Raw genomic sequence first — 20,054 nt, 5'->3', positions numbered from 1 at the left:
GAAAAGCCCCATGAGCGACGAGCTGCTCTACGAAGTCCGCGACGACATCGGCGTCGTCACGTTCAACCGGCCGCAGGCGCGCAACGCCCTGACCTTCGCTATGTACGAGGGCCTCGCCGAAATCTGCGAGACGGCGCCGGGCCGGGGGGATGCCAAGGCCCTGGTGGTGATCGGCGCCGGCGACAAGGCCTTCGCCGCCGGCACCGACATCGCCCAGTTCCGCAGCTTCAAGACGCCGCAGGACGCCATCGACTACGAGCAGCGCATCGACAAGGTGCTGAGCGCGGTGGAGCGCTGCCCGCTTCCCACGGTCGCCGCCCTGGCCGGCGCTTGCACCGGCGGCGGTGCCGGCATCGCTGCGGCCTGCGACATCCGCATTGCCGCACGCGACCTGAAGTTCGGCTTCCCCATCGCGCGCACCCTCGGCAACTGCCTTTCCGCGCGCAACCTCGCCCGCCTCTCGGCCTTGATCGGCGCCGGGCGCACGAAGGAGATCATCTTCACCAGCCGCCTGATGGGCGCCGAGGAGGCGCTGGCCGGCGGCCTCGTCACCGAACTGCTGGGCGACCGGGCCGCCGTCGAGGCGCGCGCCCTGGAACTGTCCGCGCTGCTGGCCGGCCAGGCGCCGCTCACCCTGCAGGCGACCAAGGAAGCGCTGCGCCGTCTCACCGCCGCCACGGCTGCGGTCGACGACCAGGACCTCATCGTGCAGTGCTACACCAGCGCTGACTTCCGCGAGGGCCTGGAAGCCTTCCTCGGCAAGCGCAAGCCGCAGTGGACGGGCCGCTAAGGTGGCCCAGAAGCCCACAGGCCCGCTTGAAGGCTGCCGGGTCGTCGAACTGGCGCACATCATGGCGGGGCCGGTCTGCGGCATGATGCTGGCCGACATGGGCGCCGAAGTGATCAAGGTGGAAAAGCTGGGCGGCGACGACACCCGCCGCATGCTGCCGCCGGATATCGCGGGCGAGCCCGCCGCCTTCATGATGATGAACCGCAACAAGCGCGGCATTGCGCTGGATCTCAAGCACCCCGACGGGAAAGAGGCCCTGCTGCGCCTGCTCGACAGAGCCGACGTGGTGATCGAGAACTACCGCAAGGGCACGATGGAAAAGCTCGGCCTCGGCTACGAGGCGCTGAAGGCACGCAATCCCGGGCTCATTTACTGCGAGATTTCCGGCTTCGGGCGCACGGGACCCTATGCCGAGCGTGGCGGTTTCGACCTTATCGCGCAGGGCATGTCCGGCCTCATGTCGATCACAGGCGAGGGCCCGGGGCGCCCGCCGGTGAAGGTCGGCGCCCCGGTGACCGATATCACCGCCGGCATCCTAGCCGCCATGGGCGTTGCCGCCGCCTATGCCCGCAAGCTGCAGACCGGCGAGGGCCAGAAGGTCGACACCTCGCTGTTTGAGGCCGGCATCGTGCACAGCTACTGGCAGTCGGCCATCGCCTTCGCCACCGGTGTCTCGCCGGGCGCCATGGGCTCCGCACATCCGTTGAACGCACCCTACCAGGCGTTCAGAACCGCGGATGGCTGGATCAACATCGGCGCCGCCAACCAGAAGAACTGGGAGCGCCTGGTGGGCATCCTCGGCCACCCGGAGCTGGGCGAGGACCCGCGCTTCCTCACCAACGACAGGCGCATGGCGAACCGGGCGGCGCTGGAGGCCGCGCTCAACGCGATCTTCGAGGCCAGGAGCACCGACGACTGGCTGACGATCCTGGAACAAGGCGGCTTCCCCGCCGGCCCCGTCCTCTCGATCGGCGAAATGCATGCCGACCCCCAGGCCCTCGCCCGCGAGATGATCGTAGAGACCGACCATCCGACCGCCGGCCGCGTGAAGGCCATCGGCCTGCCGGTGAAGTTCTCCGCGACCCCCGGCGGCGTCACCCGCGCGGCGCCGCTGCTCGGCCAGCACAGCCGCGCGGTGCTGGCCGAGGCCGGCTTCTCCAAGGTCGAGATCGATCGCATGGTCGCCGAGGGCGCCGTCCTCGCAGCCGATAGGGCCGCCGGCGGACCTGCCAATTCATAACCGCTTTCCGGAGAGTACCGCCATGCGCGTCATCACCCTGGCCGAGGCCAACCGCATCATCGAGGTCACCCTTACCACCGCCGCCGCGATGAAGCTGAAACCGCTGACCGTCGCCGTGCTCGACGCCGGCGGCCACCTGAAGGCGCTGGTTCGCCAGGACGGCACCTCGACGCTCAGGCCCGAGGTGGCGCAGGGCAAGGCGCGCGGCGCGATCTCGCTCGGCATCGGCTCGCGCGCGATCTTCAGGCGCGCGCAGGAACAGGCTTTCTTCATCCAGGCGATCAATGGCCTCGCCGGCGGCTCGCTGGTGCCGGTGCCCGGCGGCGTGTTGGTGCGCGACGAAGCCGGCGACATCGTCGGCGCCGTCGGTGTGACGGGCGACTCCTCGGACAACGACGAGGCCTGCGCCATCGCCGGCATCGAGGCCGCCGGATACAGCGCCGATCCCGGCTGAACTCGCCGCGCTAGCCGGTGACCTGCGCGGCGAGCGCACCGTAGGGGCCCAGGGTGATTGCCCCCTCTGCGACCTCTGCTCCGACACAGACATCGTCCAGAGGCGTCAACGCCCCGCCCTGCCATGGCAGGGTGACGTTCTCTTCGGCGAGGTTCACCGCGATCAGCAGTGTCTCCGCGTCGCTGCGGCGCAAGAAGCTCACCTGACGCTCGCTGACATACTGGAACTCGATGCGGCCGCGGCGCAGGGCAGGACGCGCCTTGCGCAGCGCCACCATGCGCCTGGTGAAGTGCAGCACGGAATCGCTGTCCGCCTCCTGCGCGGCCACGCAATGGGCGATGTGATCGTTCGGGATCGGCAGCCAGGGCTCCACGTCGGTGAAGTGCGCGAGGGGATCGGTGTCGCTCCACGGCATCGGCGTGCGACAACCATCGCGCCCCTTGAACTCTGGATAGAAAGTCAGGCCGTAGGGATCGACGATACCGCTGTAGGGCACGTCGACCTCGCTGAGGCCGAGTTCCTCTCCCTGATAAAGAAACACCGTCCCGCGCAGGCTCAGCAGCAGGAACAGCAGCGCCCGCGCGAAAGCCGCCGGCGCCTGCTGCCCACCCCAACGGGTGATCACCCGCGCCACGTCGTGGTTCGAGAACGCCCAGGCCGGCCAGCCCTGGCGTTCCTCGTCCATGAAGGCCTCCAGGTTCTGGCGCAGCACATGGAGGTCCAGCGTATCGCCCAGCAGCGCGAAGGAATAGCCGGTGTGCAGCGGACCGCCGGGCCCAGCGTACTCCGCGATACGGGCAATCGAGTCGTCGTCGGCGATCTCGGCCAGCAGCACGATATCGCTGTACTTCTCGGCAAGCTCGCGCAGGCGACGCAGGAAATCGACCGTCTGCGGCTGCGACTTGTCGTGGACATGGAGCTGGAAGTTATAAGGATTGCCGGGCTTCACCGCATCGGTCGGTGGATGGCCGGGCGGGCGCGGCGGGTTGTCACGCAGTTGCCGATCATGGGTCAGGAAGTTGCAGGCATCCAGACGGAAGCCGTCGACGCCGCGGTCGAGCCAGAACTGGCATTCGGCCAGCATGGCGTCCTGAACTTCCGGATTGTGCAGGTTCAGGTCCGGCTGACTCGGCAGGAAATTGTGCAGATAATACTGCTCGCGCCGCGGCTCCCAGCTCCAGGCCACACCGCCGAACATCGACAGCCAGTTGTTGGGCGGCATGCCGTCAGACCGGGCGTCGGCCCAGACGTACCAGTCGGCATGGGCGTTGTCGCGGCTGCGCCGGCTTTCCTCGAACCAGGCGTGGCGGTCGGAGGTGTGACTGAGCACCATGTCGACCAGCACCTTGAGGCCCTGACGGTGCGCCGCCTGCACCAGTTCGTCGAAATCGGCCAGAGTGCCGAACAGCGGATCGACCTGCCGGTAGTCCTCGACGTCATAGCCGAAGTCGCGCATCGGCGACTTGAAGAAGGGAGAGACCCAGATGGCATCGACACCAAGGCGCGCGACATACGCCATGCGCTGCGTAATTCCGGGTAAATCTCCGATTCCATCATGGTTGGTATCTTGAAAACTTCTCGGATAGATCTGATAGAATACCGCTCCGCGCCACCAATCGTTTGACATCAAACTACTCCGCCGGAGAAATTTTATTCTCCGCTGAATCCTGCGAATATCTGGGAATTTTCGATCATCGGTGAAACTATATCGATCATCTGGGTAGAATTTCAACGCCCAAGCCTCTATTATTACATAACGACGAGATTCGATGCGTCGCATGGGCTCTGGCCTCGCGCCTGGCGGGCTCCGACGCCGAGAAGTGACAAGCAAAGTCGCACTGTCTCGCGGCCGGGCACGGCATAACATCTGCCGCTCAGCCCGGTCCCTAGGGGGAAATGCCAAACCGATGAACGCTGATGCGCCGAGCGGCGCCACGGATAGGTTTGGAATGCACCCGCAAAGAGATTTCACCGACATCGCCGTCATCGGCGCCGGCGCCTGGGGAACGGCCCTGGCCATCACCGCCGCGCGTGCCGGACGCCGCGTGCGGCTTTGGGCGCGCGAACCCGACGTCGCCGCCGCCGTCGAGCAAGACGGCGAGAACACGCCTTTCCTGCCCGGCCACACCGTGCCGGCCGACGTGAGCGTAACGGCGGACATGGCCAAAGCGGTCCACGGCGCCGACCTGATGCTGCTGGTCGTCCCCTCGCAGTTCTTGCGCCGCGTCGCCGCAGAGGTTCAAGTACTGGCACCGGCCGGCGTACCCGTGGTGATCTGCTCCAAGGGCATCGAACGAGACAGCGGCAAACTGATGTCCGCAATCGTCGAAGAGGAGATGCCCGGTCGCCGCCTCGCGGTGCTGTCCGGCCCGACCTTCGCCGAGGAGGTCGCTGCCGGGTTGCCGTCCGCGGTCACCGTCGCCTCCGTCTGCGCTGGCAGCGGCCACGGCAAGCAGTCCCTCGCCGCCCGCATCGCCGTTGCCTTCGGTTCGGCGACCTTCCGGCCCTACATCTCCGACGACGTCATCGGCGTCGAGGTCGGCGGTGCCGTGAAGAACGTCCTGGCGATCGCCTGTGGCATCGCGACGGGCCTCGGGTTCCGCTCCAATACCCGCGCCGCGCTGATCACCCGCGGCCTCGACGAGATGAAGAGCTTGGCCGAGACCCTGGGCGGGCGCCGCGAGACGGTGACCGGTCTCGCCGGCATCGGCGACCTGATGCTCACCTGCTCCAGCGAGCAATCGCGCAACATGTCCTTCGGCCTGGCGCTTGGTTGCGGCAAGAGCAGAGATGAGATTCTGGCTGGCAAGGCCCAAGTCGTCGAAGGTGTCGTCAACAGCGGCTCGGTCACCGGCCTGGCCCGCCAGCTCGGCCTGGAAATGCCCATCTGCGAAGCCGTCCACGCGGTGGTCGAGCAGGGTATGGATGTCGGCGATGCCCTCGCGGCATTGCTCGGCCGGCCGCTGAAGGCCGAGCCGAAAGCTCTGAACATCGCGCTGCCGCATCCTGCCGCCAAGACCATCGACCAAGAGATCGCGGCCCTCGCGCCATGACACACTCTTTGATTCTGGCAACCGATCTCGACGGCACGTTCCTGGGCGGCTCCGACGACGCGCGCCAACGCCTCTACGATGCCATAGCGGCGCGGCGCGCGGAGATGCTGCTGATCTTTGTCACCGGGCGTGACCTGCCCTTCATCCGCGAGCTCTGCGCCACGACGGCGGTGCCATGGCCCGACTATGTCATCGGTGATGTCGGCACCACCATCGCAGGGGGCGACAACCTGGTACCGATCGAGGCGCTGGAAATCCCGATCGCCGAGGCCTGGGGAAATCGCGGCGACACGGTGCGCGCCATGCTGGACGGCGTGCCTGGCCTCAGCCTGCAGGCGACGCCCTTCCGCTACCGTGTCAGTTACGACTACGACCCCGCCGCCTTCGATCACAGCCTGGTGCCGGAGATCGAGGCCAAGGGCTTCGATGTGCTGATCTCGGCGGACCGCTTCCTCGACGTGTTGCCCTCCGGTGTCGCCAAGGGGCCAACGCTGCTGCGCCTGATCGACCACCTGGGGATCGCACCCGGGCGCGTGCTGGTTGCCGGCGATACCCTGAACGACCTGTCGCTCTTCGAGACCGGCCTTACCGGCGTCGCCGTCGGCAACAGCGAGCCGGCGCTGAAGCGCCGCCTTCAGGGACGCGGCACCGTCTATCACAGCCAGGGCGCCGGTGCTGCCGGCATCCTGGAAGCCATCGATCACCTGCAACTGCTGCCGGAGCTTACAGCGTGAAAAAATCTGAACTGGTAATCGTCTATCACCGCCAGCCCATGGAAGAAGCCGTCGTCGACGGCAAGACGGTTTACCGGCCGCACAGCAGCCCAAACGGCATCGTGCCGACGCTGAAGAGCTTCTTCGGCGAGATCGACCGCGGCGCCTGGATCGCCTGGACCCAGGTGAAGGCCAAGGAACAGTCAACCTTCGAGCAGGTCGTCACCGTCAGCGACTCGGTGGGCGAATACAACGTCTCGCGCCTGCCGCTGACCCCACAGCAGGTAAAGAGCTTCTACAGCGTCACCTCCAAAGAAGCCCTATGGCCCATCTTGCACAGTTTTCCGGAAACCTACGACTACGAGCCCGTGGACTGGCCGACCTACCGAGAGGTGAACTGGCGCTTTGCCGAGGCGGCGGCATCGCAGGCTGCCGATGATGCGCTGATCTGGATTCACGACTATAATCTCTGGCTGGTGCCGGCCTACCTCCGCAAGCTCAAGCCCAACGCCCGCATCGCCTTCTTCCACCACACTCCCTTTCCCTCGGCCGATGTCTTCAACGTCCTGCCGTGGCGCGGGGAGATTATGGAAAGCCTGCTGCATTGCGACCTGGTTGGCTTCCATATCCCGCGCTATGCGGTGAACTTCGTGGCCGCCGCACGTTCCCTCTGCGGTGTCTCCATCACCGAGGAAACCCAGACCGAAGCCGGCATGTCACCTACCGGGATGGCGCTGTCCGAGCCTAGCGTGCCGACGCGCATCGGCCACCAGGGCCGCACCATCAACATCGACGCCTTCCCGGTTGGCACCAACGCGGACTACATCGAGGAGGTGGTGTCGAAACCCGAGACCGACCGGCTGGTCGCGGAAATCCAGCAGGCCCTGCATGGGCGCCGCCTGATCGTCTCCGTCGGCCGCACCGATTACACCAAGGGCACCCGCGAGATGCTGGAAACCTACGAGCGGCTGCTGGCGCGCAGACCCGACCTGCGCGACAAGGTGTCCCTCATGGTCACCTCCGTCTCCGCAAATCCGCACATGGCCGTCTACCGCAAGGCCCAGCGCGAGATAGAAGCTCTGGTCGGCCGCATCAACGGGCGCTACGGCAATCTCGGCTGGCAGCCTATTATCCTCTTCACCACGGCGATCCCCTTTGAAAAGCTGATCGCCTACTACCGTGCCGCCGACGTCTGCTGGATCGCGCCGCTGCGCGATGGCCTGAACCTGGTGGCCAAGGAGTTCTGCGCCGCGCGTCCCGACGGGCAGGGCGTGCTGGTGCTCTCCGAATTCGCCGGCGCCGCGGTCGAATTGCCCAACGCAGTGCTCACCAATCCCTATTCCCACCGCTCCATGGACGCCGCCATCGACCAAGCCCTCGACATGGGCGAGGAAGAACAGCGCGCCCGCATGAAGCGCCTGCGTGCCAGCGTGAAGCACTACGACATCGGACACTGGGCCCACCATGTCATGCAGCGCTTCGACGAGATCAAGCGGCCGGCCGCGCCCCTGCCCTTCGCCGCCAATGCCTGACTCTCCCCGCCGTCCGGTCCCAACCGCGCATAGGCCTTTGGCACTATAGGCAGGCCGGCGCCGCGGACGTTACCCTCTCGGCAAATAGAACAACTCCAAGGTAGCCATACAAAGCCTTGGAAAGCCGGGAGGAAACGATGCGCTTGCTGCTCCGCGCGGCAGGACGGCTCGCCGCTCTGCTTGCCCTCGTGACGGCGATGGGAAGCGTCCCCACGCTTGCCGCCGACGACGTGCGAGTCGCAGTGCTGAAGTTCGGCACCGTCAACTGGGAGCTGAGCACCATCCAGCGCCACGATCTCGACCGGCAGCACGGCTTCACCCTCGAGGTGCTGGAGCTGGCCGGCGACCAAGCGACAAAGGTCGCGCTGCAGACCGGCGAGGTCGACATGATCGTCTCCGACTGGCTGTGGGTGTCGCGCCAGCGTGCCGAAGGCAGACCCTACACCTTCGTACCCTTCTCCTCCTCGGTCGGCGCACTCATGGTTCCGCCGGACTCCGAGATCCGCTCGCTCGCCGACATCAGAGGCAAAAAAATCGCCGTCGCCGGCGGGCCGCTGGACAAAGGCTGGTTGCTGCTGCGCGGACTGACGCGGCGCGACTACGGGTTCGACCTGGAGGCAGAGAACGAAGCGGTGTACGGAGCGCCGCCGTTGCTGGCCAAGAAGGCCGAGCAGGGCGAGGTCGACGCTGTGCTGAACTACTGGCACTACAGCGCGCGCCTGGAGGCCAAGGGCTTCCGCCGCATCATCGGCGCCAACGAGGCCGCGATGGCGCTCGGCGCCGAGGGGCCGGTCTCCGCCATCGGCTATGTCTTCGACGAGGACTGGGCCGCGCGCAATACCGAGACCGTGCGCGGCTTCGTCGCCGCTTCGCGCGACGCCAAGGAACTGCTGCGCCGCTCCGACGCCGAGTGGGAGGTGCTGCGGGAGATGACCGGCGCCAACGACGACGCCACCCTGGCGGCCCTGCGCGAACGCTTCCGCGAAGGCATACCGTCGCGCCCGCTGAGCGAGGAAATAGCCGACACCGCCCGGGTCTACGACCTGCTGGCCGAGTTGGGCGGCGACAAGCTGGTCGGCCGATCCGAGACCATGGCGCCGGGCACCTTCTGGCCGGTCCTGGTCAACGGCTACTGAGCGGACGGCAGCCGGGCGTGGCGGCGGGACCCGAAGCCTCGCACCGCGTGCCGCTGCGCCTGCTCTCCATCCTGGCCTTCCTCGCGTTGTGGGCAGGAGCGGCCGCGCTGGCCGACAGTCCGGAGGTGCCGGGTCCTCTGGCCGTGGCCGCCTTCGTTGCCGCGGAGGCCGCCAGCGGAGAGCTCTTCTACCACCTCGCCGTGACCCTGGCGCGGGTCGCCGCCGCGTTCCTCATCGCCATGGGTGTCGGCACTGCCATCGGCATGCTGATGGGCCAGCACCGCGACCTCAACCGCCTGCTTGATCCCTGGGTGATCCTGATGATCAACATGCCGGCGCTGGTGGTGATCGTGCTGTGCTACATCTGGATCGGCCTCACCGAGGCCGCCGCCATCACCGCGGTGGCGCTGAACAAGATCCCCAACGTGGTCGTCACTCTGCGCGAAGGCGCCCGCGCGCTTGACCCCAAGTTGATGGAGATGGCCGCCGTGTTCCGCTTCTCGCGGGCGCGTCTATTACGCCACGTGATATTGCCGCAGCTGTTTCCCTTCATCGCCGCGGCCGGACGCTCCGGACTCGCCCTGATCTGGAAGATCGTGCTGGTGGTCGAACTGCTGGGACGCTCCAACGGCGTCGGCTTCCAGATCCACCTCTACTTCCAGCTCTTCGACGTGGCCGCCATTCTCGGCTATGCCCTCGCCTTCGTCTCAGTCATGCTGCTCATCGAATTCGTCGTGGTTCAGCCTCTTGAAACCCATCTCAACCGCTGGCGGCCCGGCCCAGCCACCCGGCCGGCTTAGGGTCCAGATCGACAGCAAGGCCTTCCGCTCCGCCGACGGCGCGGCGACGGAGGTGCTGCGCGACATCGACTTCACGCTGGAACCGGAGACCTTCACCTGTCTCATCGGCCCATCCGGCTGCGGCAAGACGACGACCCTCAGGATCATTCTCGGCCTCGACCGCGACTTCACCGGCCAGGTGGAACGGGCGCCGCAGCGCCCGCGCATGGCCGCGGTGTTCCAGGAACCGCGCCTGCTGCCCTGGCGAACGGTGGAGCAGAACGTGCGCCTCGCCCTGCCGGCCCAGGAAAAGAAGCCGCAAGAAACGCCCGCGGGCGCGCCGAACCTCGATGCGCTGTTCGGCGCCCTCGGCCTGCAGGAAATGCGCGAGCGCTTTCCCGCCGAGCTTTCGCTCGGCCTCGAGCGCCGCGTCGCTCTCGCCCGCGCCTTCGCCGTGATGCCCGACATCCTGCTGCTCGACGAGCCCTTCGTCTCCCTCGACGAACACACCGCCGACCGCCTGCGCGCGCTGCTGATCGAGCTGTGGCAGGCGCGGCGGACGACCGTGCTGATGGTGACGCACAACGTGCGCGAGGCGGCACGCCTGGCCGACCGCCTGCTGCTGATGAACGGCCGCCCGGCACGGCTCGTCGGCGATGTCACCGTGCCGGTGGCGCGGTCCCAGCGAGGCGGCGAAACTCTCCGCCACTTCCTCGCGGAACTGGCCGCCGCACACCCCGAAACCATCCTCGCCTGACCTCACGGGCAGGGGAGCGGAAGCGCGTGTCGGAGATGTTGCGGCGCACCACGCCAAAGCGCGCTTTTCGGCTTATCTCCTGAGCTTAGTACTATGGTTCTATCGACATTTTGCGGGTCTGTTCGCAGACTTCCAGCGCTAAATGGCGCCTTCTATTTGGGCTCGGTTTTGGCAACGAGAATCGTGGGCAGCTTTCTTGAGCGAATGCGTGCCAACCACACACATCAGGGGACGGGAAATGCAACGGTTTAGACTCTTTGCGGCCTTGTCAGCGGTCGCTCTGACCGCGTCATCGGCTGCGCTCGCCAACGACGAGCTGCTGAAGATGCAGGAGAACCCGAGTGACTGGGTGATGCCGCTCGGCGACTACTCCAGCACGCGCTACAGCGAGCTCGACCAGATCAACAAGAGCAACGTGGGTGACCTGCAGGTCGCCTGGACGTTCTCGACCGGCGTGCTGCGCGGCCACGAAGGCGGCCCGCTGGTAATCGGCGACGTGATGTACATCCACTCGCCGTTCCCGAACAAGGTCTTCGCGCTCGACCTCAATGACAACGGGCGCATCATCTGGAAGTACGAGCCGCGCCAGGATCCCAACGTCATCCCGGTGATGTGCTGCGACACCGTCAACCGCGGCGTCGCCTACGGCAATGGCATGATCTTCTTGCACCAGGCCGACACCACGCTTGTCGCGCTTGACGCCGCCACCGGCGAGGTCAAGTGGTCGAAGAAGAACGGCGACCCCGGCAAGGGCGAGACCGGCACCTCCGCGCCGCTGGTGGCGGGCGACAAGGTCCTGATCGGCATTTCCGGCGGCGAGTTCGGCATCCAGGGCCATCTCACTGCCTACAACATGAGCGACGGCTCCATCGCGTGGCGCGGCTATACGCAGGGCCCGGACGATATGCTGCTGGTCGACCCGCAGAAGACCACCCACCTGGGCCAGCCGATCGGCAAGGACTCGAGCCTGAAGACCTGGGAAGGCGACCAATGGAAACTGGGTGGCGGCGCCACCTGGGGCTGGCTGTCCTACGACCCGGAACTGAACCTGGTTTACTACGGCTCCGGCAACCCCGGCACCTGGAACCCGGTGCAGCGGCCCGGCGACAACCGCTGGTCCATGACCATCTTCGCCCGCGACCTCGACACCGGCATGGCCAAGTGGCTCTACCAGATGACCCCGCATGACGAGTGGGACTACGACGGCGTCAACGAGATGATCCTTGCCGACCTCGAGATCGACGGGCAACAGCGCAAGACCCTGGTTCACTTCGACCGCAACGGTTTCGCCTACACCATGGACCGCGTGACCGGCGAACTGCTGGTGGCCGAGAAGTACGATCCGGCAGTTAACTGGGCGACCCACGTTGACATGCAGACCGGCCGTCCGCAGGTGGTCGCCGAGTACTCCACTCACCAGAACGGCGCTGACGTGAACTCCACCGGCATCTGCCCGGCGGCGCTCGGCACCAAGGACCAGCAGCCTTCCGCCTACTCGCCGAAGACCGGCCTGTTCTATGTGCCGACCAACCACGTCTGCATGGACTACGAGCCCTTCCAGGTCTCCTACACGGCCGGCCAGCCCTACGTCGGCGCGACGCTGTCCATGTATCCGGCCCCCGGCGGCGATCACCTGGGCAACTTCATCGCCTGGGACGCCGCCAAGGGTGAGATCGTGTGGTCGAAGGCGGAGCCCTTCTCGGTGTGGTCGGGTGCCCTGGCCACTGCCGGCGACGTCGTCTTCTACGGCACGCTCGAGGGCTATCTGAAGGCGGTCGATCCGGCGAACGGCGATGAACTGTTCCGCTTCAAGACCCCGTCCGGCATCATCGGCAACGTGAACACCTTCGAGCACGGCGGCAAGCAGTACGTCGCCGTCCTCTCGGGCATCGGTGGCTGGGCCGGCATCGGCCTCGCCGCGGGGCTGACGGAGGACACCGCCGGCCTGGGCGCGGTGGGGGCTTACAAGTCCCTGTCGAGCTACACCAACCTCGGTGGCCAGCTGACGGTGTTTGCGCTCCCCAACTGAAGGCCTCCCTGTGAAAAGACCTGACGTTTGAGTCCAACCTGCGGGCCGATGAAACCACCATCGGCCCGCATCCTTGTCAGGGGGCCGATCCCAGAGCCGGGCCCCCTGTTCCCGGCGCCACGCGACAAATAAGGCCCGGATAACCAAAACCCTTAGGGAGACGGAGTTGATGCGTTCTTGGAAGATGACCTTGCCGCTGGCTGGCGGCGCCATGATGGCCCTTACCCTGGCGTGCGGCATTGTGCTGCCCGGCAGCGCCGCCGCGCAGAGCGGTGAGGTGGATTGGGAGAAGAAGCCCTACATCGTCGAGGACGGCAAGGTCGACTACGGCACCTACAACGGCTACCGCCGCTATCACTCCTACTGCCACGTCTGCCATGGCCCGGACGGCATGGGCAGTTCCTACGCGCCGGCGCTCAAGGATTCGATGAAATCCCTGAGCTATTCCGAATTCCTCGACGTCGTGGTGAACGGCCGTCAGAACCTTTCGGCCGGCAAAGAGTCGGTGATGCCCGGCTTTGCCGAGGCGCAGGACGTGATGCTCTACATCGACCACATCTATGCCTACCTGAAGGCGCGCTCCGACGATGCTGTCGGCCGCGGGCGCCCGGACCGGCTGCCGCCTGATCAGGATCCCGTCTTCCAGGAGTGGAAAGCCAGCCAATGACCGCGCCGCGGCCCCGTCCCCCCTTCGCCTTCCGACGCCTCGTACTGGCGGCGGGGCTGCTGGCCGGCGCGGCGGCGCTCGGGGTGGCGGGCGGAGCCGGGCCGGGACCGGCGCGGGCCGCAACCGGCGAGATCGTGGACCTCTCGAAGCTGCGCGTCTGCGCCGACCCCGGCAATCTGCCCTACTCGAACGACCAGGGCGAGGGCTTCGAGAACAAGATCGCAGAGCTGATCGCCGCCGAACTCGGCGTGCCCTTGGAGTACACTTGGTTCCCGCAGACCATCGGCTTCGTGCGCCAGACCCTGGCGGCCAAGCGCTGCGACCTCATCATCGGCGTCGCGACGACCAACGAGCTGATGCAGAACACCAACCCTTACTACCGCTCGGGCTACGTCATCGTGCACCGCGCTGATGTGCCGGTCGGCACCGGGCAGCTGAACGATCCCGCCTTCAAGGACCTGCGCCTCGGCCTGCAGCCGCGCACGCCGGTGGCGACCCTGGCCGCACGCAACGGCCTGCTCACCCACGCGAAGAGCTACAAGCTGATCGTTGACACCCGGCTGGAGAAGCCGGCACGCGACATGGTGACCGATGTCGCCAAGGGTGAGATCGACGCCGCCCTCGCCTGGGGGCCGCTGGCCGGCTACTGGGTGAAAGAACTGGCGCCCGATCTAGTGATCACCCCGCTGGCGCCGGATCCCGGCCACGAGCGCCTCGACTTCCGCGTTTCCATGGGCATCCGTTACAACGAGCCGGACTGGAAGCACCTGCTCAACGGCCTGCTGGAAAAGCACGCCGACGAGATCGAGGCGATCCTCACCGGCTACGGCGTTCCCTTGCTGGACGGCCAGGGTAAGCTGATCCAGCGCGCCAGTGCCGATCCCAAGGAAAGCTTTGCGCCCAGCGGCGACGCGGTACCCGAGCCGGCAACCTATCGCACGGACGACTACCGCGCGCCGGTGCCGGCGGGCCTGGCCGGGGCGCGCACCGTCGACGTCGACGGACTGCAGGCGCTACTGACGAAGGACGGTGCGCTGCTGGTCGACGTCATGCCGACCCAGCGCAAGCCGGAGAAGCTCCCGGAAGGATCGATCTGGCGCGACCCCAAGCGGGAGACCATCGCCGGCGCCGTCTGGCTGGCGAATATGGGCTATGGAAAATTGCCCGACTCGGAAGAAGCTGCCTTCAAGGCGGAGCTGCTGAGGCGCGCCGGCAGCCTGGATCGACCCCTCGTGTTCTTTTGCGAGCCGGACTGCTGGATGTCGTGGAACGCGGCAAAACGGGCACTTAGCTATGGATTTAGGAATGTGGTCTGGTTTCCGGATGGTGTTGAAGCGTGGCGAAACGCTGGATTGGCGGCTGAAATGGTGACACCATGGCGCCCGTAGAAGCGCGTCAGGCGCCAACGAAGTCCCGGGAGGAGTGCGGCAGTGGCGCAACCCTTCCTGGCCTTTTAATATATATTTAGGCCTTCTGATTAGGATGTTGCGTCATGGATTCGTCCCACGGCGCACGTCCGGTCTCCACCGAGGCGCGGCTTGGCGCCCCAGAGAAAGGTGGAGAACCGATGTACGAAGTCCTGATCGTAGCCTGCCTGATCTCCAGCCCGGCCGACTGCAAGACATTCGAAGTACCGCTGTACCACTACGAGACGCTGCACCAATGTTCCGTCATGGCTCAGCTCAACGTGGTCGAATGGGCCTCGCACGAACCGGATTGGCTGATCCGGCGCTTTACCTGCTCGCCCATGGGGTCCAGCATTTAGCAGGCAAGCCTGACCGGCGGCCGTCGCTCACCCGGCGCGCGTTACTGCGGGCCACCGGTGGCCTTGGTCTGCTTGGCGCCCTGACGCTCCCGGCGGCCGGCCTGTTCTCTCCCGCCCAGGCGGCGCTTCCCTTCAGCGAAGTCGCCGACGGGGTCTATGTCCGCTACGGCGTCCACGAAGAGGTCACCGCCGCCAATTGCGGTGCCATCGCCAACATCGGTTTCGTCGTGGGCGAAGACAGCGTCGCCGTCATCGACACCGGCACGACGCACAGTCAGGGCATGTCCTTGCGCGCGGCCGTCGCGGCGGCGACCGATAAGCCGATCAGCCACGTCATCAACACCCACGTCCATTTCGACCACTGCTTCGGCAACGCTGCCTTCAGCGCGCTGACGGTCCCCATCATCGGCCACAAGAACCTGCCGCGCGCCCTGGCCGACCGCGGTACCTTCTACGCCGAACTGCTGACCGATCTCTGCCCGGATTTTGCCGGCACCACGGTCGTGGCGCCGACCGCAACCGTCGCCGAAACGCTCGACATCGACCTCGGCAATCGGCCGCTGCGCCTGACCGCCTGGCCGACCGCGCATACCAACACCGATCTCACCGTGTTCGACGGCAGGACCGGCACCCTGTGGACCGGTGACCTGGTCTTTGCCGAGCGTTTGCCCACTCTGGACGGCAGCATCAACGGCTGGCTGACGGTGCTGGACAGCCTGCTGCCGGAGAACGTCCGCCAGATCGTTCCGGGCCATGGCCCCGTCAGCGATGGCCGCGCCGCGCTGGACGCCGAGCGCGCCTACCTGGAGGCGCTGCGCGACGGCGTGCGCCAGGCGCTTGCCGACGACCTCGACATTCCGGACGCCCTGGCACGGCTCGACAGCGACGACTGGCCCGGCTGGCCACGTGATTGGCAGGTCGTCGAGAACGTGCACGGCCGCAACATCGTCAGTGCCTACACGGAACTGGAGTGGGAATAATGAAGACCCCCGTGAGACCGACCTCAAGGACATCCGCCGCCGACGGCCCCCGCCGCGTCGTTGCCGCCACCGCGGCGCTGCTGCTGGGGGCGGCTCTGCTGCTTGCCGCCGGTGCGGCCCGTGCCGAAAGCACGGCCTGGGACGACATCCGCGACAGCCTTTTCGGCAGCGAACGCGCGATCCTGCCTGCCGAAGGCATCATCGCGCTGGAGGCGCCCTACCGCGCACTGGACGCCTCGACGGTGCCCATCACCGTCACCTCGGAGATTCCGCAATCCGAAGGGCGCTACATAAAGAGCCTGACGCTGATCGTGGACGAGAACCCGGCGCCGGTCGTCGGCACCTTCCACTTTTCACCCGCCAACGGCATCGCCAGCGTTTCCACCCGCGTGCGCGTGAACGCCTACACCAACATCCGCGCCATCGCCGAAACCAGCGACGGCACGCTCTACATGGCCGCCGAGTACGTGAAGGCCTCGGGTGGCTGCTCGGCACCGGCCTCCAGCGACCAGGACCTGGCCATGGCGCGCATCGGCAAGATGAAGCTGAAGCAGCTCGGCGCCTGGAAACAGAACGAGATTGCGGAGGCGCAGTTCCAGGTCAGCCATCCCAACTATTCCGGCATGCAGCAGGACCAGGTCTCGCAGCTGTGGATCCCCGCCCACTACGTGCGTTCGATCGAGCTGACCCTGGGCGGGCGCGAGATCCTGCGCTTCGAGGGCGATATCTCGATCAGCGAGAACCCGACCTTCCGCTTCTTCGTGAAGCCGCAGGGCCCCGAAACGCTGCATGCCAAGGTGATTGATTCAGAAGACAAGGTTTTCGAGCAGTCCTGGCCGATCCTGGTCGAACCCTCGTCGTGATGCGCTTCGCCGTTTTCCCACTCCTCGCGCTGCTCATCGCCCTCCCGGCCGCAGCCTCGCCGGGGGCCGCGCCGGTGAAGGTCGCCGTCTTCGACCTGGAGCTCTACGACACCAGCCTGGAAGGGGAGATGCGCGGCAAGGACCCGGCGGAGACCGCCCGCCTGGAAGAACTCACCGCCCTGCTGCGCGAAGCGGTGGCGCACCGTGACGACATGGTCGCCGTCGACATCGGCCCGCTGCGTGAGCGCCTGGCCAGGATGCCGGCACTCTACAGCTGCAGCGGATGCGAGGCTAAGCTTGCCGGCGAACTGGGTGCCGAGCGCTCGGTCAGCGGCTTCGTCTACAAGATCTCGACCCTCATTCTTTATATCACCATCGCGGTGCGTGACACCGCCACCGGCAAGCTCATCGAGGAGGGCAGCGTCAGCATCCGCGGCAACACCGACGAGAGTTGGCGCCACGGCATGGATTCTCTGTTGCAGCGTCAGATATTCAAAGCAAGCATGGAGTAGTACAGTAAGGTGACCGCGGCATAAGAAGCGCGGCATCCGTGAGGGAGTGTGGATGGACGCGGCAGAGAACAGAAGCGAGCCCCGTGAAGAGGCTGCGGCCGGCGCCGCGCCGACCCTCCAGGTCCGCGATCTTTCCTACAGCTACGGCAAGGCCAAGGCGCTGGACGGCGTCTCCCTATCCGCCCGTGCGGGCCGCGTCACCGCGCTGCTCGGCCCCAACGGCGCCGGTAAGACCACCCTCTTCTCACTCATCACCGGCCTCTTTGACAGCCGCCGGGGCGAGATCGTCATCGCCGGCCACCCGATCCGCCGGGCACGCAGCAAGGCGCTTGCGGCGATGGGCATCGTGTTCCAGGCACAGACCCTCGACATCGACCTCACCGTCGATCAGAACCTGCGCTACTTCGCGGCCCTGCGCGGCCTGCCGGGGCGTCACGCGCGCGACCGCATCGCCGCGCTGCTGGCGGAGATCGGACTCGCCGACAAGGCCAAGGCGAAGGTCCGCACCCTGAGCGGCGGCCAGCGCCGCCGCGTCGAGGTAGCGCGCGCCCTGCTGGACCGCCCGGCCCTGCTGCTGCTCGACGAACCGAGTACCGGCCTGGACATCGCGACGCGCCGCTGGCTTACGACGCACATCCACAGCCTCGCCCGCGACCACGGCATGGCGGTGCTCATGGCCACCCACCTGGTCGATGAGGTGCTGGCCGAGGACGATCTCATCGTGCTGGACAAAGGCAGCGTGGTCGCATCCGGGCCGGTCGGCGAAGTCGTCCTGCGCAGCGGTGCCGCCGACCTCGATGCCGCCTTTACCCGCCTCACCGCCGGCAAGCCGGAGGCGAAGCCATGAATGCCGCCCATGCCGGCCGCGCCTTCCGTGCCATCCTGTGGCGCGAGCTGCTGCGCTTCGTGCAGCAGCGCGAGCGCTTCTTCGCCGCCCTGGTGCGCCCCCTGGTGTGGCTGCTGGTCTTCGCAGCGGGCTTCCGCGCCACCCTCGGCCTCTCGATCATCCCGCCCTACGAGACCTACATCACTTACGACGTCTACGTGGTACCGGGCCTCATCGGGCTGATCCAGCTGTTCAACGGCATGCAGAATTCGCTCTCCATGGTCTACGACCGCGAGATGGGTTCCATGCGGGTGCTGCTGGCAACACCGCTGCCGCGCGGCTACCTGCTGGTCGCGCGCATGCTCTCGGGCACGGCGGTCTCGATCATCCAGGTCTATGCCTTCCTCGCCATCGCCGCGCTCTGCGGCACCGAGATGCCCCCCTCGGGCCTGCTGCCGCTGCTGCCGGTGCTGGTGCTGACCGGCCTCACCCTCTCGGCACTCGGCATGTTCCTCTCCTCGCGCATCCGCCAGCTCGAGAACTTCGCCGGGGTGATGAACTTCCTCATTTTCCCGATGTTCTTCATGTCGTCGGCGCTCTACCCGCTGTGGCGCGTGCGCGAGGGCAGCGTCACGCTCTACGAGCTCTGCCGCTTCAACCCCTTCACCTACATCGTGGAACTCGTGCGTTCGACGCTTTACCTGCAGTTCAATGCCACCGCGCTGGCCGTCGTCGCCGGCACCCTCGTGGTGTTCGGCGCCCTGGCCCTCATCGGCTACACCCCGGCCCGCGGCGGCCCCGCTGCGGGCCGCGCGGGTGGCGGCGGCTGACAGAATCGACCTCATCCTGAGGAGCGGTCTGAAAGACCGCATCTCGCAGGACTTCGGCGCAAAACGCCGACTTACAGCGCCTTCAGTATCCGGGCGTGGTGGCGCAGGTGGTCGTCGATGAAGGTGGCGATGAAGTGGTAGGAGTGATCGTAGCCGTGCTGCATGCGCACCTTGGCCGACTGGCCGGTTTCCTTCAGCACGGCGATCAGCCGCCAGGTCTGCAGCTGCTCATCCAGGAAGGGATCGGCGTCGCCCTGGTCCACCAGGATCTGCGAGGAGAAGCTGCGCGAGCGCAGCAGGTGGCAGGCGTCGTGCTGCTGCCAGATCTTCTCGTCGGGACCGAGGTAGGCGGTGAACGCTTTCCGGCCCCAAGGCACCTGGCTGGGCGCCACGATCGGCGCGAAGGCGGAAACCGACTTGAAGAGCTCCTGGTGCCGTAGCGCCAGGGTCAGCGCGCCGTGGCCGCCCATCGAATGGCCGCAGATACCCAACGCCCCCGGCTTCACCGGGAAGCTCTCGGCGATCAGGGCCGGCAGTTCCTCGGTGACGTAGGAGTACATCCTGAAATGCTTGGCCCAGGGCTGCACCGCGGCGTCGACATAGAAGCCGGCGCCCTGGCCCAGGTCGTAGTCCGGTGCATTGGCGACGCCGTCGCCGCGCGGTGAGGTATCGGGCGCGACGACGATAAGGCCGCATTCTGCGGCCATGCGCTGCGCCCCGGCCTTGACGGTGAAGTTCTCCTCCGTGCAGGTGAGGCCCGAGAGGTAGAATACCACCGGCAGGGGCTCGTTCTTGACCGTCGGCGGCAGGTAGACGCTAAGACGCATCCTGGTGCCGGTCGCCGCGCTGTCATGGGCAAGGGTGAGCTGGGTCCCACCGAAGCACTGGGTACTCGCGACTTCCTCAAAGACATTCGCGCTACGAACGCCGTTCTGCCCGGCTGCACTCACGGCCTCTGACATAATCCTATCCGTTCCTGTCCCGCGGCCCCTCCCCAGAAACGCGCGGTCTGCTCCTCACCCTCTGTGCAGCAGATGCTGCGGCCCCGCCCCCCGAGGCCCCGTGTTCAGTAGACGACGACCGATCGGATTGACTTGCCCTCGTGCATGAGGTCGAAGCCCTTGTTGA

The 20,054-nt window shown here is 66.6% G+C and carries 20 protein-coding genes; 18 read left to right on the top strand and 2 right to left on the bottom strand.

Annotated elements, in window-relative coordinates; all coding sequences use genetic code 11:
• Positions 1-10: 10 nt before the first annotated feature.
• From WDC82_RS16880 to WDC82_RS16870, 3 genes are read left to right on the top strand one after another with little or no spacing between them, the layout of a single operon-like run.
• Positions 11-790 carry an enoyl-CoA hydratase/isomerase family protein gene (locus WDC82_RS16880; protein WP_340118534.1) on the top strand — a complete coding sequence of 260 codons (780 nt, stop codon included), beginning with the start codon at positions 11-13 and terminating at the stop codon, positions 788-790.
• Between the two features lies 1 nt (position 791).
• Complete coding sequence (locus WDC82_RS16875) at positions 792-2,030, top strand: CoA transferase (RefSeq protein WP_340118533.1); 1,239 nt, start codon at positions 792-794, stop codon at positions 2,028-2,030.
• A 22-nt stretch (positions 2,031-2,052) separates the two neighbouring features.
• Positions 2,053-2,484 carry a heme-binding protein gene (locus WDC82_RS16870; protein WP_340118532.1) on the top strand — a complete coding sequence of 144 codons (432 nt, stop codon included), beginning with the start codon at positions 2,053-2,055 and terminating at the stop codon, positions 2,482-2,484.
• Positions 2,485-2,494: 10 nt separating this feature from the next.
• Here the strand turns inward: WDC82_RS16870 and WDC82_RS16865 are convergent, their stop codons facing one another.
• On the bottom strand, positions 2,495-4,111 hold the full coding sequence (locus tag WDC82_RS16865; protein WP_340118531.1) for an alpha-glucosidase family protein: 1,617 nt from the start codon (positions 4,109-4,111) through the stop codon (positions 2,495-2,497).
• 322 nt (positions 4,112-4,433) lie between these two features.
• Between WDC82_RS16865 and WDC82_RS16860 the strand changes: the two genes are divergently transcribed.
• From WDC82_RS16860 to WDC82_RS16790, 15 genes are all read left to right on the top strand, one after another.
• Complete coding sequence (locus tag WDC82_RS16860) at positions 4,434-5,537, top strand: NAD(P)H-dependent glycerol-3-phosphate dehydrogenase (protein WP_340118530.1); 1,104 nt, start codon at positions 4,434-4,436, stop codon at positions 5,535-5,537.
• Positions 5,534-6,271, top strand: coding sequence for an HAD family hydrolase (locus WDC82_RS16855; protein ID WP_340118529.1), 738 nt, complete (start codon positions 5,534-5,536; stop codon positions 6,269-6,271). Before WDC82_RS16860 ends, WDC82_RS16855 begins: the two co-directional genes overlap by 4 nt.
• On the top strand, positions 6,268-7,782 hold the full coding sequence (gene ggpS, locus WDC82_RS16850) for a glucosylglycerol-phosphate synthase (RefSeq protein WP_340118528.1): 1,515 nt from the start codon (positions 6,268-6,270) through the stop codon (positions 7,780-7,782). The genes WDC82_RS16855 and ggpS overlap by 4 nt, the downstream gene beginning before the upstream one ends.
• 137 nt (positions 7,783-7,919) lie before the next feature.
• A complete protein-coding gene (locus WDC82_RS16845) occupies positions 7,920-8,918 on the top strand; it encodes an ABC transporter substrate-binding protein (RefSeq protein WP_340118527.1) in 999 nt (332 codons plus the stop codon).
• Between the two features lie 17 nt (positions 8,919-8,935).
• Complete coding sequence (locus WDC82_RS16840) at positions 8,936-9,718, top strand: ABC transporter permease subunit (protein WP_340118526.1); 783 nt, start codon at positions 8,936-8,938, stop codon at positions 9,716-9,718.
• Positions 9,666-10,454, top strand: coding sequence for an ATP-binding cassette domain-containing protein (locus WDC82_RS16835; protein WP_340118525.1), 789 nt, complete (start codon positions 9,666-9,668; stop codon positions 10,452-10,454). Before WDC82_RS16840 ends, WDC82_RS16835 begins: the two co-directional genes overlap by 53 nt.
• A gap of 238 nt (positions 10,455-10,692) precedes the next feature.
• The gene (locus WDC82_RS16830; RefSeq protein ID WP_340118524.1) at positions 10,693-12,483 is read left to right on the top strand and encodes a methanol/ethanol family PQQ-dependent dehydrogenase; all 1,791 of its coding nucleotides are present in this window, start codon (positions 10,693-10,695) and stop codon (positions 12,481-12,483) included.
• Between the two features lie 169 nt (positions 12,484-12,652).
• On the top strand, positions 12,653-13,150 hold the full coding sequence (locus WDC82_RS16825; RefSeq protein ID WP_340118523.1) for a c-type cytochrome, methanol metabolism-related: 498 nt from the start codon (positions 12,653-12,655) through the stop codon (positions 13,148-13,150).
• Positions 13,147-14,538, top strand: a complete 1,392-nt coding sequence (locus WDC82_RS16820; protein WP_340118522.1) for a quinoprotein dehydrogenase-associated putative ABC transporter substrate-binding protein — start codon at positions 13,147-13,149, stop codon at positions 14,536-14,538. Before WDC82_RS16825 ends, WDC82_RS16820 begins: the two co-directional genes overlap by 4 nt.
• Before the next feature lie 104 nt (positions 14,539-14,642).
• Positions 14,643-14,915 carry a hypothetical protein gene (locus WDC82_RS16815; RefSeq protein ID WP_340118521.1) on the top strand — a complete coding sequence of 91 codons (273 nt, stop codon included), beginning with the start codon at positions 14,643-14,645 and terminating at the stop codon, positions 14,913-14,915.
• On the top strand, positions 14,867-15,895 hold the full coding sequence (locus WDC82_RS16810) for a quinoprotein relay system zinc metallohydrolase 2 (RefSeq protein ID WP_340118520.1): 1,029 nt from the start codon (positions 14,867-14,869) through the stop codon (positions 15,893-15,895). Before WDC82_RS16815 ends, WDC82_RS16810 begins: the two co-directional genes overlap by 49 nt.
• A gap of 11 nt (positions 15,896-15,906) precedes the next feature.
• Entirely contained in the window at positions 15,907-16,758 is an 852-nt protein-coding gene (locus tag WDC82_RS16805; protein ID WP_340118519.1) for a quinoprotein dehydrogenase-associated SoxYZ-like carrier, read from the top strand.
• The gene (locus tag WDC82_RS16800; protein WP_340118518.1) at positions 16,758-17,270 is read left to right on the top strand and encodes a DUF3280 domain-containing protein; all 513 of its coding nucleotides are present in this window, start codon (positions 16,758-16,760) and stop codon (positions 17,268-17,270) included. Before WDC82_RS16805 ends, WDC82_RS16800 begins: the two co-directional genes overlap by 1 nt.
• Positions 17,271-17,322: 52 nt before the next feature.
• Positions 17,323-18,117: an ATP-binding cassette domain-containing protein gene (locus tag WDC82_RS16795; protein WP_340118517.1), complete on the top strand. Its 795-nt coding sequence runs from the start codon at positions 17,323-17,325 to the stop codon at positions 18,115-18,117.
• Complete coding sequence (locus WDC82_RS16790) at positions 18,114-18,926, top strand: ABC transporter permease (protein WP_340118516.1); 813 nt, start codon at positions 18,114-18,116, stop codon at positions 18,924-18,926. The genes WDC82_RS16795 and WDC82_RS16790 overlap by 4 nt, the downstream gene beginning before the upstream one ends.
• 71 nt (positions 18,927-18,997) lie before the next feature.
• Here the strand turns inward: WDC82_RS16790 and fghA are convergent, their stop codons facing one another.
• Positions 18,998-19,876: an S-formylglutathione hydrolase gene (gene fghA / locus WDC82_RS16785; RefSeq protein ID WP_340118515.1), complete on the bottom strand. Its 879-nt coding sequence runs from the start codon at positions 19,874-19,876 to the stop codon at positions 18,998-19,000.
• Positions 19,877-20,054: the final 178 nt, after the last annotated feature.

Origin of the sequence: Pelagibius sp. 7325 (assembly GCF_037652055.1) — a bacterium.
GTDB lineage: Bacteria > Pseudomonadota > Alphaproteobacteria > Kiloniellales > Kiloniellaceae > Pelagibius.
Note: the sequence above shows the minus strand (reverse complement) of the source record. Positions and strands in the feature narration are given on the sequence as shown.

Excerpts from the sequence above, each read along its gene's own strand:
- WDC82_RS16880 (WP_340118534.1), top strand. The coding sequence starts at position 11 with ATGAGCGACGAGCTGCTCTACGAAGTCCGCGACGACATCGGCGTCGTC.
- WDC82_RS16870 (WP_340118532.1), top strand. The coding sequence starts at position 2,053 with ATGCGCGTCATCACCCTGGCCGAGGCCAACCGCATCATCGAGGTCACC.
- WDC82_RS16865 (WP_340118531.1), bottom strand. The coding sequence starts at position 4,111 with ATGTCAAACGATTGGTGGCGCGGAGCGGTATTCTATCAGATCTATCCG.
- WDC82_RS16860 (WP_340118530.1), top strand. The coding sequence starts at position 4,434 with ATGCACCCGCAAAGAGATTTCACCGACATCGCCGTCATCGGCGCCGGC.
- WDC82_RS16855 (WP_340118529.1), top strand. The coding sequence starts at position 5,534 with ATGACACACTCTTTGATTCTGGCAACCGATCTCGACGGCACGTTCCTG.
- WDC82_RS16845 (WP_340118527.1), top strand. The coding sequence starts at position 7,920 with ATGCGCTTGCTGCTCCGCGCGGCAGGACGGCTCGCCGCTCTGCTTGCC.
- WDC82_RS16830 (WP_340118524.1), top strand. The coding sequence starts at position 10,693 with ATGCAACGGTTTAGACTCTTTGCGGCCTTGTCAGCGGTCGCTCTGACC.
- WDC82_RS16825 (WP_340118523.1), top strand. The coding sequence starts at position 12,653 with ATGCGTTCTTGGAAGATGACCTTGCCGCTGGCTGGCGGCGCCATGATG.
- WDC82_RS16820 (WP_340118522.1), top strand. The coding sequence starts at position 13,147 with ATGACCGCGCCGCGGCCCCGTCCCCCCTTCGCCTTCCGACGCCTCGTA.
- WDC82_RS16815 (WP_340118521.1), top strand. The coding sequence starts at position 14,643 with ATGGATTCGTCCCACGGCGCACGTCCGGTCTCCACCGAGGCGCGGCTT.
- WDC82_RS16800 (WP_340118518.1), top strand. The coding sequence starts at position 16,758 with ATGCGCTTCGCCGTTTTCCCACTCCTCGCGCTGCTCATCGCCCTCCCG.
- WDC82_RS16795 (WP_340118517.1), top strand. The coding sequence starts at position 17,323 with ATGGACGCGGCAGAGAACAGAAGCGAGCCCCGTGAAGAGGCTGCGGCC.
- WDC82_RS16790 (WP_340118516.1), top strand. The coding sequence starts at position 18,114 with ATGAATGCCGCCCATGCCGGCCGCGCCTTCCGTGCCATCCTGTGGCGC.